12 protein-coding genes are annotated in these 15,906 nt (G+C 69.6%); 3 read left to right on the forward strand and 9 right to left on the reverse strand.

Translation table 11 applies throughout. The annotated features are described in order from the left end of the window. Positions 1-36: 36 nt before the first annotated feature. On the forward strand, positions 37-1,905 hold the full coding sequence (locus tag ASF34_RS19375) for a glycosyltransferase family 2 protein (protein WP_156465781.1): 1,869 nt from the start codon (positions 37-39) through the stop codon (positions 1,903-1,905). Positions 1,906-1,909: 4 nt separating this feature from the next. Here ASF34_RS19375 and ASF34_RS19380 read toward each other — a convergent pair whose 3' ends face one another. The 3 genes from ASF34_RS19380 to ASF34_RS19390 form a co-directional block, all read right to left on the reverse strand. Further along, positions 1,910-2,488, reverse strand: a complete 579-nt coding sequence (locus tag ASF34_RS19380) for an SCO family protein (RefSeq protein WP_056163762.1) — start codon at positions 2,486-2,488, stop codon at positions 1,910-1,912. Positions 2,489-2,604: 116 nt separating this feature from the next. Beyond that, on the reverse strand, positions 2,605-3,720 hold the full coding sequence (gene ampH / locus ASF34_RS19385) for a D-alanyl-D-alanine-carboxypeptidase/endopeptidase AmpH (RefSeq protein ID WP_056163588.1): 1,116 nt from the start codon (positions 3,718-3,720) through the stop codon (positions 2,605-2,607). Between the two features lie 144 nt (positions 3,721-3,864). After that, positions 3,865-4,188, reverse strand: coding sequence for a metalloregulator ArsR/SmtB family transcription factor (locus ASF34_RS19390; RefSeq protein WP_018044078.1), 324 nt, complete (start codon positions 4,186-4,188; stop codon positions 3,865-3,867). 102 nt (positions 4,189-4,290) lie between these two features. Here ASF34_RS19390 and ASF34_RS19395 point away from each other — a divergent pair, with 102 nt between their 5' ends. Next, positions 4,291-5,193 carry an acyl-CoA desaturase gene (locus tag ASF34_RS19395; RefSeq protein WP_056163591.1) on the forward strand — a complete coding sequence of 301 codons (903 nt, stop codon included), beginning with the start codon at positions 4,291-4,293 and terminating at the stop codon, positions 5,191-5,193. A 77-nt stretch (positions 5,194-5,270) separates the two neighbouring features. Next, positions 5,271-5,753 carry a hypothetical protein gene (locus ASF34_RS19400; RefSeq protein WP_056163594.1) on the forward strand — a complete coding sequence of 161 codons (483 nt, stop codon included), beginning with the start codon at positions 5,271-5,273 and terminating at the stop codon, positions 5,751-5,753. Positions 5,754-5,762: 9 nt separating this feature from the next. Here the strand turns inward: ASF34_RS19400 and cysG are convergent, their stop codons facing one another. The 6 genes from cysG to ASF34_RS19430 all read right to left on the reverse strand — a co-directional run bounded on the left by cysG (position 5,763) and on the right by ASF34_RS19430 (position 15,839). Next, the gene (gene cysG, locus ASF34_RS19405) at positions 5,763-7,256 is read right to left on the reverse strand and encodes a siroheme synthase CysG (RefSeq protein WP_056163598.1); all 1,494 of its coding nucleotides are present in this window, start codon (positions 7,254-7,256) and stop codon (positions 5,763-5,765) included. A 15-nt stretch (positions 7,257-7,271) separates the two neighbouring features. Beyond that, positions 7,272-9,950: a nitrate reductase gene (locus ASF34_RS19410; protein ID WP_056163765.1), complete on the reverse strand. Its 2,679-nt coding sequence runs from the start codon at positions 9,948-9,950 to the stop codon at positions 7,272-7,274. A 209-nt stretch (positions 9,951-10,159) separates the two neighbouring features. Next, positions 10,160-11,758, reverse strand: a complete 1,599-nt coding sequence (locus ASF34_RS19415; protein ID WP_056163601.1) for a sulfite reductase subunit alpha — start codon at positions 11,756-11,758, stop codon at positions 10,160-10,162. A gap of 247 nt (positions 11,759-12,005) precedes the next feature. Continuing rightward, positions 12,006-13,793, reverse strand: a complete 1,788-nt coding sequence (locus ASF34_RS19420; protein ID WP_056163604.1) for a NirA family protein — start codon at positions 13,791-13,793, stop codon at positions 12,006-12,008. A gap of 11 nt (positions 13,794-13,804) precedes the next feature. Then, positions 13,805-15,028 (reverse strand): NAD(P)/FAD-dependent oxidoreductase, encoded by a 1,224-nt coding sequence (locus tag ASF34_RS19425; protein ID WP_056163607.1) that lies wholly within the window; start codon positions 15,026-15,028, stop codon positions 13,805-13,807. 16 nt (positions 15,029-15,044) lie between these two features. Continuing rightward, a complete protein-coding gene (locus tag ASF34_RS19430) occupies positions 15,045-15,839 on the reverse strand; it encodes an ABC transporter ATP-binding protein (protein ID WP_018044086.1) in 795 nt (264 codons plus the stop codon). Between the last annotated feature and the right edge of the window lie 67 nt (positions 15,840-15,906).

Consider the following 15,906-nt stretch of genomic DNA (forward strand, 5'->3'; position numbering starts at 1 on the left):
CCTATCACGTTCCCGGGCCTCGGGGAGCCGGTTCCGGTGTCGATCCTCGGTTTCAGGAGCCTGCGCGGCGAAACGGTGGCATTGCCGCCGGAGATCGCGTTTCTCCTGAGCCACGCCGCCTCCCCGATGCTGCTGGCGAAGGCCGCCGCCCTGGCGCGGGCGAGCGGCACCGATGCCGCCACCGCCCTGATCCAGTCCGGGCTGATGGACGAGGAACGCTTCTACCGTGCCCTCGCCCTTACCCTCGGCGCGCGCTATCTCGGCGCGCGCCTGCCCCTCGGCGCCGGGGCGCGGTTTCCCGACAGTTTGGTCGCAGGTGTCGCGCCCCTCGATCCGGGGACGGGAGCGGCCTTCGTCTACGCGCCGCGGGGACGCGCCGTCGTCGAATTGCTGCAGGGACGCAGCCCCACCGGTCTGATGCCGGCGATCACCACCCCGACGGCCCTGCGCCACGCGATCTTCGCCCAGCGCTCGGTGGGAGTCGCGGCCCATGCCTCGGACGACCTTCTCAGGCGGAGGCCGGACTGGGCCTACAACGCCGTCCCCGTGGCGCCGCTCCTTGCGCTGGCGGGCCTCGTCTTCGGCGCGTTCCTGTTCGCCCTGGCCTGCCTGCCGGCGTTCCTCGTCACGGCGGCCTGGGTCCTGGTGCAGGTCGGATTTCTCGTCCTGCTCACCTTTCGCGTGGCCGCCATCGGCCCGACCGGCAGGATCGCGCCGGAGGACACGCCCGGGCAAAGGATGTCGGACGTCGACCTGCCGGTCTACACGGTGTTCGTCGCCCTCTACCGGGAGGCGGCGGTGGTGCCGCGCTTGCTGGAGGCGCTGACGCGGTTCGATTACCCGGTGGCGAAGCTCGACATCAAGCTCCTCACCGAGGCCGACGACGCCGCTACGGCGGAGGCGCTCGCCCGCCTCACCCTGCCGGCGCATGTGGAGGTCGTCGTCGTGCCGCCGGGGCTGCCGAGGACCAAGCCGCGCGCCCTCAACGCCGCCCTGCCCCTGGCAAGGGGAAGCTGCCTCGTCGTCTACGACGCGGAGGACGTGCCCGATCCCGGCCAGTTGCGGGCGGCCGCCGAGGCCTTCGCCCGCGCCTCCCCGCGCACCGCCTGCCTGCAGGGCCGCCTCGTCATCGACAATGCCCGCGATTCCTGGCTGACCCGGTGCTTCGCCCTCGAATACACGGCTCTGTTCGACGTGCTCGGCCCGGCGCTGGCCGCATGGCGGCTGCCGACGCCGCTGGGTGGGACCTCCACCCATTTCCGAACCCACATCCTGCGCGCCGTGTGTGGATGGGATGCCTGGAACGTCACCGAGGATGCCGATCTCGGCCTGCGGCTGGCACGGGCCGGCTACGATGTCGGCGACCTGCCGAGCAACACGATCGAGGAGGCGCCGGCCCGCTACAAGGCCTGGCTCAACCAGCGCACCCGCTGGATGAAGGGCTTCCTCCAGACCAGCCTCACCCATGGCCGCACCCCCCTGGTCACGTTCCGCGAACTCGGCCCCCTGGCGAGCCTATGCGCCATCGCCCTCATCCCCGGCACGGTGGCCTCGGCTCTGGCCTATCCGTTTCTGATGCTGCCGGCTCTGGTCTTCCTCTGGCCCAGCCGGATCGAGGCGGGGAGCGATTTCTGGTCGAACCTGCCGACGGGCGCCGCGATCACGGTGCTCGTCTCGGGCTTCGTGGCGATGCTGCTGCCGGCCTATATCGGCTGCCGGCGCCGGGGCTGGCACGATCTCGTCCCCTTCGTGCCCCTGCTGCCGGCCTATTTCCTGCTCGTCAGCCTCGCCGCCTGGCGCGGGGTGATCGAACTGATCCTCGCACCCGACCGCTGGAACAAGACCGAGCACGGCCTGTCCCGCACCTCGCGCAGCGGGGCGCTGACACCGCACCCGCCGCGATGACGCGTCACAGCGCCTTGGCGAGTTCCGCCGCCGCCTGGTCGGCGGGTTTCATCAGGTTGAGGGCGTTCACGAAGCGGTTCCGGCCATCCATGATGTAGACGAGCGCCGTGTGCTCCATCGTGTAGTCGTCTCCCTTGGTCGGCACCTTGCGGACATAGGCGCGGTAGGACTTCACGGCCGCGGCGACCTCCTCCGGCGAGCCGGTGAGTCCGATGATGCGGGGATCGAAACTGGCGAGGTAGGTCTTCAGGGCCTCGGGCGTGTCACGCTCGGGATCGACCGCGATGAACAGCGCCTTCGTGTCCTTGCCCTTGGGGCCGAGCGCCTGGAGCACATCACCGATCTGCTGCAGCGTGGTCGGGCAGACGTCGGGGCAATGGGTGAAGCCGAAGAAGACGAGATGGGTCGCCCCGGCGAAATCGCGCTCGGTGACGCGCCGTCCGTCCTGGTCGGTGAGGGTGAAGGGGCCGCCGACGCTGCTGGTCGCCACCTGCCCGGCCTTCGGCACGAGCATCACGGTGGCGGCGACCCCGAGCGCCACGAGGCCGAGGGCGAAGAGGATGAGGGGAAGGGCGCGACGCATGGGGAGCCTTCAAGCCGGTTCCGGAGGGACGCTGCGGCAAGAGCATGGGCCGGGGATGCGGGCAACCGTCAATGTGTCGCCGGGGGGGCGCCGTTGAACCGGCTTCACCGCCCGTGTCAGCGGGTCGCGAGGGCGGCGATCAGCTTGTGGGTCGTGCTGGTCAAGGCGGAGAACGCCGCGAAATCGATGCTGTTGATGACGACGAAGACCCCGACATCGCGCCCCGGCGCGAAGGCGACGTAGCTCATGAAGCCGGCGCCTCCCCCGCTCTTGGCCAGCATCGCCGGTTCGTTTCCCTTGGCCGCCAGGGCCACCCAGCCGAGGGCGAGGCCCGCCATGGGCGAGGCTTCGTCGAAGCCGATCGCTGCCGGCATCGATTGGCGCTGGCGGTAGACCGCGTGGCTCAGGGCGAGCGCGCCGCTCGTGGCGGTGACGTTGTGCCGGAGCCAGCGCGCCATGTCGTTGCCGGTGCTGTAGAGGCCGCCGCTTCCGCCCGTCGCCTGGGTGTCGACGCAGGTGGCCGGGCCGCCGAGGCCCGAGCCGATCATCAGCCGCGCGCATTGCTCTGGCGTCGGTGACAGTCCGGTATCGGCCATTCCCAGCGGCCTGGTGACGTGGCTGCGCAGCAACTGGGGATAGGCCGCGCCCCCCGCCGCGCCGACGGCATCGGCCAGGAGGTCGAACCCCACATTCGAGTAGGACGTGACGGTGCCGGGAGCCCAGGGCAGCGTGTATGTGCCGAGCCAGGACCAGCGGTCGTCGCGGGTCGGCCAGGCGCGTGGGTTCGTGCCTTCGGGGGCGTGTCCCATCTCGCGTGGCAGGGCGCCCGAATAGGTCGCCAGATCGAGGAGGGTGATGGGCCGCCCTTCGAAAGCGGGAACCTTCGCCTCCGGCGCGAAGCTCTGCAGCGGATCGGCGAGGGAGAGCTTCCTCTCCGTGGCGAGCGAGGCCAGCACCTCCGTGGTGAAGACCTTGGTGATGGAGTTGAGCCGCACTAGGCTCGTTCCATCGGGCGTGATGCCGTTGCCCTTCTTGGTCTCGCCGTAGCCGCGGATGAAGGTCCCGTCCCCGCGCACGACCACCAGGATCATGCCGGGCGCGCCGGATTCGAGGAACAGGACGTCACCGGTCAAGTCCGTCGCCGCCGCGATCACCGGATCGTCGGCGCTGGCTGCTCGTGTCGTCGTCGCGAGCGACAGGGCAAGGGCGAGGACAGCGAATCGCTTGATCACGGCGCGGCTCCGATTCTGGTCGGAACTCTACACGCATTGGACGTGGTGCAAGCCCATCGGGCGGGTGGCGCCGCCGGGTCGATTCACAGGTGTTTGATCGTTCACGCCGTCCGGAGGCAAGTCGCCGCGACGGGACGTCCGATCTCAGCCCTCCCCGCCCTTCCCACGGTCGCCGGCCAGGGTGGCGCTCTCGCGCCGGAGCGGGCGGCCGACGGGGCAGACCTCCTGCACGAAGCCGGCGAGTGTGTTGGCGAGATTGTCCTCCACCTGCCGGTAGAACACGAACTGCCCGCGCTTCTCGCTCGCCACCAGGCCGGCATTTTCCAGGATCGACAGGTGCTGCGAGATCGACGGTTTCGACATCTCGAAGCGCGAGGCGATGTCGCCCGCGCTCAGCTCGGCATGCGCCAGATAGGCGAGGATTTTCCGTCGCACTGGGGATGCCAGGGCCTCGAAGACGCGCTGCATGGGATCGGTGCCTCACTTCATCGAACATTTAGGCGATGAGCTAACGATTGACAAACTGGTCGCTGATATAATTAGGTAAGTGCCTAATCATTGGAGGCCCGCATGACGCTTCTCTCGACACCCCGCCTCATTGCGGGACCGGACACCTCCGCCACGGAAGGGCGGGTCCGCTGGGCGCCGTCCCGCTCGCTCTGGACCGGTGGCATGACGTTGGCGGCTGTCTTCCTGGCGCCGCTCTTCGTCACGCCCGGTGCGGTGCTGCTCTTCCTTGCCAGCAGTGCGGTCACCCTGTGCCTTGGGCACTCCATCGGCCTGCACCGGCTCCTGATCCATCGCAGCCTGTCGGCGCCGCTCTGGGTGGAGCGGGTGCTGGTCTATCTCGGCACGCTGGTCGGCATGGCGGGACCACTCGGCATGGTACGGCTCCACGACACCCGGGACTGGGCGCAGCGCCAGGCCTCGTGCCACGATCTCCATGCCCACCGCGCACCGTTTCTACGTGACGCGTGGTGGCAGATGCATTGCCGCCTCGATCTCACCCACCCGCCCCGCTTCGTGCCGGAGGACAGGATCGCCCGCGATGGCTTCCTGCGTTGGCTGGAGGCGACCTGGATGGCGCAGCAGATCCCGTGGGCGATCCTGTTCTACGCGCTCGGCGGCATGCCGTGGCTGGTCTGGGGCATTCCCGTGCGGATCGCCGTGAGCCTCACCGGGCACTGGCTCGTCGGCCACCTGACCCACCGGTGTGGGCCGCAGGGCTGGGCGGTGGACGGGGTCGCGGTGCAGGGACACGACCTGCCGGCGGCCTCCCTCGTCACCTTCGGCGAGGCCTGGCACGGCAACCACCATGCCTGGCCGGACTCCGCTCGCCTCGGCATCGAGCCGGGTCAGCACGATCCGGGTTGGTGGGTGCTGCTCGCGATGCGCCGGCTCGGTCTGGTGTGGGGGCTCAAGCAGCCGGGCGACCTGACGCCGAGGGAGGGATTGCGCCGCGTCACGGTTTGAACCCATCCCCCGGAGCCCGCCCGCTCCGGGGCGACCGCGATCCCCTCGCTGCCTCGGCCGACGAAAGGAACACGATCATGTCATCCGCCTCCTGGCCGATCACCCTGCGCGTCGCCTTGGCGGGCATCATCGGCCTCGTCGGATCGGTTCTGGTCATTCAGATGCTGCTCTGGCCGGCTTTGCCGGATGGGGCCGCGACGGAGACGATGGCCCTAGCCCTGTCGAGGGGCCTCGGCAGAACGATGGCCCTGATGGTGGCCGGACTTCTCTTTGCCGGGCCGTTGATCCTCATCGCGATTTTCGCGGGGGCGATCTTCCGGCCGTCAATCGAGCGGCATCTCCTGCCATGGAGCCTCGGCTCGCCGGTCGCGGTATGGCTGTTCGCCTGTCTCGTCCTCGTCCTGATGACGGAATCCGCCTCCAGGCCGCAGGGATTTCTCCACCGGCTCGCCGCCGCCATGGGGTCGGCGGAAAACCTGCTCTTCCTGTTGGGGCCCCTCGTGTCGGGCCTCGCATTCTATGGCTTGTCGGTGCCGCGAAAGCAGACGCCTCCGGTGTGACGAACCCTGTCACACGGCGATCTGATCTCGTTCCCCGGTCTCGTCCGCCAGGGCGGCCCCCTGTCGCCGCAAAGCCTCGCCCACCATCAGCAAGGCCGGCCCATCGTAGCCGGATGCCTCCACCCGGTCCGCCAGATCGGCGGCTGTGCCGGACACGACGGCTTGGTTGGGGCGCGTGGCGTTGAAGACGAGGAGCGCGGGGGTGGCCGGTGCCAGCCCCTCGGCGACAGCGCGGTCGAGCAGCTCGCGCAGGGTCTTCTTCGGCATGTAGACCACGGTGGTGACGCTCGGATCGGCGAGCGCGCCCCAGTTCAGGTCCGACGGCAGGGTGCCGCGGCGGTCGTGGCCGGTGACGAATTGCAGGCGTCGCGCCGAGTCGCGGTTGGTCAAGGAGACGCCCAGCGACGCGGCCGCCCCCTGGGCCGCCGAGATGCCCGGCACCACGCTCACGGGGATACCAGCCTGATGGCAGGCGTCGATCTCCTCGCCGGCCCGGCCGAAGACCAGGGGGTCGCCGGATTTGAGGCGCACCACCTGCTTGCCGGATTTGGCGAGCTGCACCATCAGCGCGTTGATGTCGTCCTGGCGGCAGGAGGGGCCGTGCCCGGTCTTGCCCACCAGCATGGTGCGCGCCTCGCGGCGGGCATAATCGAGGATCTCGGGCGCCACGAGGTCGTCGTAGAGGATCACGTCGGCGTTGCGGAGCGCCCGCAGGGCCTTCAGCGTGAGGAGCTCGGCATCGCCCGGCCCGGCCCCGACCAAGGTCACCGCCCCGCCCTTCGGGGCGGCTTCGGTGTGATCGAGGAGTTCGGCCAGATCCGTCTCGGTCGGAATGCGATCCGGCTCGGCGAAGGCGCGATCCGTGAAGCGCTCCCAGAAGGCGCGGCGGTCGGAGAAGGCGTGGAAGCGGCTCGTGACCTCCTCGCGCCAGTCGCGGGCGGCGCCGATCCAGGCCTTGAACCCGCGCGGCAGCATGCCCTCGATCCGGGCGCGCACCGTCTGCCCGAAGACCGGAGCCGCGCCCTCCGTGGAAATGCCCACCACCATGGGCGAGCGGTTGACGATGGCGCCGAACTTTACGTCGCAGAGATGCGGCCGGTCGACGGCGTTGACGATCGCTCCGGTCGCCCGCGCGGCGGCCACGAAGGCGATGCAATCGGCCTCGTCCTCCATGGCGCCGATGCAGAAGGCCGCGCCCTGCAGGTCGGAGGGCTGCCACTGGCGCTCATGCAGGGTGACGCTGCCGGCGACGATCTCGCCCGGCACCGCGCGCAACTCGTCGCTGGGTTCGGGCGCGTAGACGTCGACATCGGCCCCGGCGGCGGCGAGCAGCTTCACCTTCCACGGCGCGCCGCCATTGGACCCGGCCAGCACCGCGCGCTTGCCCTGCAGCGGCACGAAGACCGGCAGGACCGCCAGCGGTTCGAGGCCGGCATGTCCGGCGCCCTCACGGGCGGCGATTCCGGCGGGTCGGGTTTCCCGGGGCTGGCGGGGCGTGCTCATCCTATGAAAATGAGCTTATGCGGCGTCGCGCGCAAGCGCCTGCGGCAGCAGCTTGCGGATCTCTGGGATGCACGAGCCGCAATTCGTGCCGGCTTTGCAGGCGGCACCCACCGCCTCGACGCTCTGCGCCCCGGCAGCGATGGTGCCGGTGATGACGTCGAGGCCGACCCCGTGGCAGGCGCAGACGGTCGGCCCGGCCGACGTCGTCTCGGCCCGGCCTGAAAGCAAGGCGCGCCGGGCGGAGGGTTCGAGGTCGGGGGAGGCGAAATAGGCCTTCTCCGATTCCCAGCCCGGTTTCGCGTCGCCGGGCGTCAGGGCCAGACAGGCGACGAGACGCTCCCCGTCATAGGCGGCGAAGCGGTAGCGGCCACGGGCGTGGTCGGCATATTCGGCGATCTCGAGGCCCTGGAACATCCCCCGCAGCATCAGCGCGACCTCGCGCGAACTCTCCTGGGTGGCGAAGTGCAGTCCGGATCCGCCCTGGATCGTGGCGCGCGCCCACCACCATCCGGTGGGAAGCGACCGCTGCTCGCGGGTCAACAGGAAGCCTCGGCTGCGATAGACCGCCGGCGCGATGGCGGCCGGCGTCGCCTTCAACTCGGGCTGTCCGGAGACCGGATCGGGGATGCCGCGCGCGAGGGCGCCGACCCGGCCCTCCGACGCGGTGGCCCCGCTCCAGTGGAAGGCGGCGAAGAGGTCGCCCCGGCGCATACCCTCCCCCACCATCACCTCCAGCACCGCCGCACCATGCGCGGTGGAGACCGTGGCGAGGCCGCCATGGACCAGGCCCATCATGGCCGCGTCGTCGGGGTGGATCTCCACGAAGGGCACGTCGCGATGGGCCGAGAGGCGCTGGCTTTTCCCCGTGCGCGTCATCGTGTGCCAATGGTCGCGGACCCGGCCGGTATTGAGCACGAAGGGGAAGTCCGCGCTCGCCGCCTGGGCCAGGGCCGGGGGCTGTACGGCGACGAAGCGGGCGCGCTTGTCGAAGGTGAAGAACTGTCCGTCGGCGAAGAGGCGCGGCTTGCCGTCCTTGGCCCCGCGCTTCGTCAGCGGCCATTGCAGCGGCTTCGCGCCGGCATAGGTCGCGTCCGAGATATCGCTCACCGCGCCGATGTCGAAGTCGCGGGTGCCGTTGTTCTCGAAGGCCGAGAGCGACGCGTGCTCGCGGAAGATCGCGGCGGCGTTCGGATACGCGAAGGCCTCGCCGTGGCCGAGGCGCTTGGCGATGTCGCTGATGATCGCCCAATCCGCCCGTGCCTCGCCGGGAGCCTTCAGGAAGCTGCGCTGGCGCGAGATGCGCCGCTCGGAATTGGTGACGGTGCCGTCCTTCTCGCCCCAGGCCTGGGCCGGCAGCAGCACGGTCTTCCGGCCCGTCGCCATGGCGGTGTCGCTGTCGGCCACGGCCTCGGACACGACGTAGAGGTCGAGCCCCTTGATCGCCTCGCGGATCGCGTCGGCGCGTGGCATCGACACGACGGGGTTGGTACCCATCACCCACAGGGCCTTGATCTTGCCGCGCTCCACCGCCTCGAACAGGGCGACGGCCTTCATGCCCTCGCCGGTGATGATGTTGGGCGCCGACCAGAACCGGCGGACCCGGTCCACTTCCTCGGGGGCGAAATGCATGTGGGCGGCCAGCATGTTGGCGAGGCCGCCGACCTCGCGCCCGCCCATGGCGTTGGGCTGGCCGGTGAGTGAGAACGGCCCCGCGCCGGCCTTGCCGATGCGGCCGGTGGCCAGATGGCAGTTGATGATCGCGTTGCCCTTGTCGGTCCCCTGCGCCGACTGGTTCACCCCCTGTGAGAAGGCGGTGACGACGCGCTTCGTGCGGGTGAACAGCGCGAAGAAGGCGCCCACATCCGCGTCCGAAAGGCCGGTGGCGGCGGCCGTCGCGGCGATGTCCGGCGCGATCGAGCGCGCGCGTTCGAGCGCCCCCTCGAAGCCCGTCGTGTGGTCGAGGACGAAGCGGTAATCGAGGGCGCCCGCGCTCGCGAGATGCACGAGGAGGCCTGAGAACAGGGCGGTGTCGGTGCCCGGCTTCAGGCCGAGGAAGAGGTCCGCCTCCTCCCCCGTCTGGGTCCGGCGCGGGTCGATCACCACGAGTTTGGTGCCGCGCTTGGCGCGTGCATCGACCATGCGGCGGAACAGGATCGGGTGGCACCAGGCGGTGTTGGACCCGACCAGCACGATCACGTCGGCCTCGTCGAGATCCTCGTAGCAGCCCGGCACGGTATCCGAACCGAAGGCGCGCCGGTGGGCGGCCACCGCGCTCGACATGCAAAGGCGCGAGTTGGTGTCCACATGCGGCGTGCCGAGGAAGCCCTTCGCGAGCTTGTTGGCGACGTAGTAATCCTCGGTGAGAAGCTGGCCTGACAGGTAGAAGGCGATCGAATCCGGGCCGTGCTGCTCGGCGACCTTGCGCAGGCCGCCGGCCACGGTGCCGAGGGCCGATTCCCAGCTCGCTCGCACCCCGTCGACGGAGGGATGCAGCAGGCGGCTGTCGAGGGACAGGGTCTCGCCGAGGGCCGAGCCCTTGGAGCAGAGGCGGCCGAAATTCGCCGGATGCTCGGTATCGCCGGCAATGCCCGCGCCGCCCTGCCCGTCCGGCGTGGCGATCACACCGCAGCCGACGCCGCAATACGGGCAGGTGGTCTTCACGGCGGCGGCGGGTGCCTGGACGTGCGCGTTCATGGCGAAATCCTCGGCGAATTCCAGGGTTCGAAGGGCAGCAAGAGTCGGGCCGGATGTGCGCATCTCCCTCCCCCCTCTGCGGGGGAGGGTGGCCCGCGAATGCGGGTCGGGAGAGGGGAGCGCTGCCCCATTCGGAAAGGTCGCGCTGCCCCTCTCCCGCCTGCTCCGCAGGCACCCTCCCCCGCGGCGGGGGGAGGGTTCGGCGTGTGCTAATACACGTCGGCCTGATACCGCCCGGTCTTCTTCAGATGGGCGAGGTAGGCCACGGCCTCGTCGGGATTCTTGCCGCCATGGGTCCCGGCGACGTCGATGATCGCCCGCTCCACATCCTTGGCCATGCGCTTGGCATCGCCGCAGACGTAGAAATGGGCGCCGCCTTCGAGCCATTTCCACAGGTCCGCGCCGTTCTCGCGCATGCGGTCCTGCACATAGGTTTTCTCGGTCCCGTCCCGCGACCAGGCGAGGGACAGGCGGGTGAGCACCTTGCCGTCCTTCAGCGCGTTCAGTTCGTCCTTGTAGAAGAAGTCGCTGGCCTGGCGCTGGTGGCCGTAGAACAGCCAGTTGCGTCCCGGCGCCTGGGTCGCGGCGCGCTCGCGCAGGAAGGCGCGGAACGGCGCGATGCCGGTGCCCGGCCCGCACATGATCACGTCCTTCGACAGGTCCTCCGGCAGGGCGAAGCCGTGCGCCTTCTGCAGGTAGACCTTGACCGTGGTCTTCTCGGCGATGCGTTCGCCGAGATGGGTCGAGGCGACGCCCAGACGCAGCCGCGAGCGGTGGTTGTAGCGCACCGCGTCGACGGTCAGCGAGACCCGGCCCGGATCGGCCTTGGGCGAGGAGGAGATCGAGTAGAGTCGCGGCTGCAGCTCGTCGAGGGCTTCCAGGAACACCTCCGCGTCGGGCCGGGCACCGGGGAACTTGTGGAGCGCGCCGAGCACGTCGAGATAGGCGGCGTCGCCGTCCGGGTCCTCGCCCGCCGAGAGCGCCCGCGCCTTCTTGCGCGCCTCCCCCGAGGTGAGGAGGGAGAGGAGCTGGTAGAGCCCGTCCGGCGCGGCGCCCAGGGAGTAATCCTTGATCAGCCGGTTCCGCAGGGTCTGGCCGCCGATGATCCGTTCCGGCCGGGTGCCGAGTTCGGCGATCACCGCATCCACCAGGGCCGGCGGGTTCGAGGGGAAGAGCCCGAGGGAATCGCCGACCACGTACTCGATGGGCGTGCCCGTGAGATCGATCTCGACATGCCAGGTCTCCTTCTCGCCGCCCGGCTCGTTGAGGCGGGTGCGGGACAGGAACACGGCTTCCACCGGGTTTTCTCGGCAATAGCCGAGCGGTCCGAGGGGCGCTTCCGCCTTGGCCTCGCCCTCCCCCGCTTCGGCCGCCTTCGCGCCGCCGCCCGCGCCGAATTCCTCATCCAGCTTCTTGAGCATGCGGAGGGTGTCCTTGCCCCCCGGCTGGCACAGGTTCAGGCGCTCTTCCTTCTTCAGGAACAGAGCGTTGGCGTAGTCGGCGCAATTGTAGCCGCATTGCCCACAATCCTGCTGGGCCATGGCGGCCATGAGCTTCTGGGGCTCGGGACGCTCCTTGGCGAGCTCCATCCGGTCGGGCAGCGGCATCGACGGATCGTGCCAGGGCGCGTCGTCGTTGTCGGCGAGCTTCGGGCCGCTGCCCGTATCGCCGGGCGCGAGGGCCGTCGCACCCTCCACGGCGGGGCCGAGCAGGGCGGCGAAATAACCGGACAGCCAGGACCGCTGATCCGGGTTGAACGGGGCGTTCTCGGGAATGAGAACGAGGGGGGGGCTAACGTGTTGAGTCATGGCGATTACCGGAAGGATTGGCGGAGCGCTCGACGGCATTCGGTCCCCTCTCCCCGCGTGCGGGGAGAGGGCCGCGACGACCCCGTCGTCGTCGCGGCGAGGCGGCAGCCGACGGTGAGGGGGCGTAGTCGGAGGAGCTTCGGGTGGAGACGCCCCCTCACCCCCGCCCTTCGGGCTTGTCTCGCCCCCGACGAGGGGGGCTCGACCCTCTCCCCGCGTGCGGGGAGAGGGTATGGTCCCATCCGCGTCATGCTGCGGCCTTCAGGACGGGTTGATCTTCGGCGAGGTTGCGGAGGGTCTCGGGGCCGGTGCGCGCGGTGAAGGCCTGGAAGCTCTCGGCTGGGCTCTCGCGGCGGGCGAGGTAGCTGCGCAGCAGCGCCTCGATGCGGGACGGACACTCTTCCGCCTTCACCGCCTTCCAGATCTCGGTACCGATCTTCGGGCTGTCGCCGAAGCCGCCGCCGACGACGATGTCGTAGCCCTCGACCGTGTCGCCCTCCTCCGAGACGACGACCTTCGCGCCGATGAGGCCGATATCGCCGATGTAATGCTGGGCGCAGCTATGGTGGCAGCCGGTGACGTGGACATTCACTGGAACGTCGAGTTCCGGCAGGTGGGCCTCCATGTAATCGGCGATGACGAGCGCGTGGCCCTTCGTGTCCGAGGCAGCGAATTTGCAGCCCTTGTTGCCGGTGCAGGCGACCAGGCCGGCGCGGATGCTGGACGCCTCGGTGGTGAGGCCGAGGGAAGCCACGCGGGCCTGGACCTCGGCCACCTTGGCGTCGGGCACGCCGGAGAACAGGAAGTTCTGCCACACCGTCATGCGGATGGCGCCGTCGCCGCATTCCGACGAGATCTTTGCCAATTCCCGCATCTGGTCGGAGGTCATCTTGCCCACGGGCAGGATCACGCCGATCCAGTTCAGGCCCGGCTGGACCTGTTTGTGGACGCCCACATGGGAGAAGCGGTCCATGGGCCCACGCGGGGCGATGTGGGCCGGGTCGACCCGGTCGAGCTTGTAGCCGAGCTCGTCTTCCACGGCGGCGAGGTACTTGTCGAAGCCCCAGGCATCGAGGACGTACTTCATCCGGCTCTTGTTGCGGTTCGTCCGATCGCCGTTCTTGATGAAGACCCGCAGGATCGCGTCGGCGACCGTGTTGCAGGCCTCGGGCTTCAGCACCACGCCGGTGTCGCGGGCGAGATCGCGGTGGCCGGAAATGCCGCCGAGCACGAGGCGCATCCAGATGCCGGGCTCCACGGCCGCGCCGTCGAGGACCTTCACCGCCTGGAAGCCGATATCGTTGGTCTCCTCCAGCACCGGCATCACGCCGCCGCCATCGAAGGCGACGTTGAACTTGCGCGGCAGGCCGTAGAGCGAACGGTCGTTGATGATCCAGTTGTGCCAGGACTTGGCCAGGGGCCGGGTGTCGAGGAGTTCCTGGGCGTCGATCCCGGCCACCGGCGAGCCGGTGACGTTGCGGATGTTGTCCGCGCCCGAGCCGCGCGCGGTGAGGCCGAGGTCGATCAGCCCGTCGAGGAAGGGCTGGCCGTGCTCCGCCGTGATCTCGCGGACCTGGAGGTTGGCGCGGGTGGTGACGTGGCTGTAACCGCCGCCATGGGTATCGGCGAGATCCGCGATACCGGCGAATTGCCAATGCTGCAGGATGCCGTTGGGGATGCGCAGGCGGCACATGAAGTCGCCGCTGGCCGGGGCGAGCCAGAACAGGCCGTGATAGCGCCAGCGGAAATTGTCCTCCGGCTTCGGGGCCTTACCGGTGGCGGCCTCGGCGATGAGGCGGTTATGCCCGTCGAACGGGTTCTCGGCCCGCTTCCACTTCTCCTGGTCGCAGAGCTTGCCGCCGGCCTTCACCGTGGCGTCCTGGGCCTTGATGTGGATCGCGTCCGGCCCGGTCGGCTCCGAAGGAGCGGCGGCACCCTGCCCCAGGGCGAGGCCGCCGGTGAGGCGGGCGGCGGCGATGCCCGAGGCGAAGCCTTCGAGGTAGCGCATCTGCTCGGCGTTGAAGTCGTCGGCCATGGAAGCCTCCATCATGCTGCCAGGGATTGGGAATCGGGGGCGTGGACGCGCCCGAACATCAGGTCGTCGCGGTGGTCGGCGATGGGTTCGCCGGTGCGGATCAGCGTCTTGCACCAGCCCTGTTCGGCGATGTCGCCGACGAAGACGGCGCCGAGGAGCTTGCCGTCGCCGATGATCAGCTTGCGGTAGAGGCCGAGGCCGGGATCCGACATCACCACCGTCTCGGCGCCTTCGGGCGCATCGATCAGCCCGGCGGAGAAGACCGGCAGGCCGGACACTTTCAGGCTGGTGGCCAGCGAGGTGCCGGGATAGGCGGCCTCCTCGCCGACGAGGTGGCGGCTCAGCACTTCGGCCTGGTCGTAGGCGGGCTCGACGAGGCCGTAGACCATGCCGCGATGCTCGGCGCATTCGCCCAGCGCGAAGATGCGCGGATCGGAGCTCGTCATCCGGTCGTCGACCTTGATGCCGCGCCCCACTTCGAGCCCGGCGCCCTGGGCGAGGACGGCATTGGGGCGTACCCCCACCGACATCACCACGAGGTCGGCCGGCAGCACCGTGCCGTCCGACAGGACGAGGCGCTCGACCCGGCCGTCGCCCTCCACATGGGCGGTGTCGGCCTTAAGCAGCACGCGGACACCGCGCGATTCCATGGCGCGCTTCACCAGGCCGGCGGCGTGATGGTCGAGCTGGCGCTCCATCAGCCGGTCCATGACGTGGAGCAGGGTGGTGTCGACGCCGAGCCGGGCGAGGCCGACGGCGGCTTCCAGCCCGAGCAGGCCGCCGCCGATGACGATGGCCTTGGCACCGGTGACCGCCGCTTTCCGGATCGCCGCCACATCGGCGAGATCGCGAAACGTGATGATGCCGGGCAGGTCCATGCCGGGCTTCGGCAGCCGGATCGGCAGCGAACCCACCGCGAGGACGAGCTTGTCGAAGGGCAGGACATGGGTCTCGCCGACCATGACGAGGGCGTTCTCCCGGTCGATCTGCGTCACCGGCGCTCCGGTGATGAGGCGGATGCCGTGCGCCTCGTACCAGTCGAGGCCCCGGAACGCGCAGGCCGCCTCATCCACCTCGCCGCCCAGCAGGGACGAGAGCAGCACGCGGTTATAGGCCGCCTGCGGCTCGGCACCCACGACGGTGACGTCGTAGCGACCGGGCGCGCGCTCGGTCAGCCGCTCTAGAAACCGCAACGACGCCATGCCGTTGCCGATCACCACCAGACGCTCCTTCATGACCTGCGTCCGATCCTCACGCCGCCATGGCGGGTTTGGCGTGGCGGGCATAGAGGAACTCGAGCACGGCGGCGCGGGCATGGGTGTAAGTGGCGTCCTCCACCAGATCGAGGCGGCGGCGGGGACGCTCGAGATCGACCTTCAGGATCTCGCCGACCGTTGCCGACGGACCGTTGGTCATCATCACGATCCGGTCCGAGAGCAGCACCGCCTCGTCGACATCGTGGGTGATCATGATCACGGCGTTCTTCAGCCGCGCATGGATGTCCATCAGCGAGTCCTGCAGATGGGCGCGGGTCAGCGCGTCCAGCGCTCCGAACGGCTCGTCGAGGAGGAGCACCTTCGGCTCCATGGCGAGCGCCCGGGCGATGCCGACGCGCTGCTTCATGCCGCCCGAGATCTCGTTGGGGCGACGGTCCGCGGCGTGGGTCATGTTCACGAGGGCGAGGTTGTGGTCGATCCATTCGGACCGCTCGGCCTTGGTTTTCTTGCCCTTGAGCACCTTCTCGACGGCGAGCGCCACGTTCTCGCGCACGGTCAGCCAGGGCAGCAGAGAATGGTTCTGGAACACCACGGCGCGGTCCGGGCCGGGGCTGTTCACCTCCTTCTCTTCCAGGAGGACGCCGCCGGTGGAGGCCTTGAGCAGCCCGGCGACGATGTTGAGCACCGTCGACTTGCCGCAGCCGGAATGGCCGATCAGCGAGACGAACTCGCCCTTGTCGATCTTCACGCTCACGTCGCGCAGCACCTCGTTGGTGCGCCCGGCGCGGGTGAAGCTGATGCCGACATTCTCGATGCTGAGATAGCTCATGGGTCTCGTGTCCCTCTGCGAGAGGCGGTCGGGGCACGGCACGACGGGGAAGCCCCGGCGCGCCGTG

Origin of the sequence: Methylobacterium sp. Leaf106, from assembly GCF_001422895.1 — a bacterium.
Lineage (GTDB): Bacteria > Pseudomonadota > Alphaproteobacteria > Rhizobiales > Beijerinckiaceae > Methylobacterium > Methylobacterium bullatum.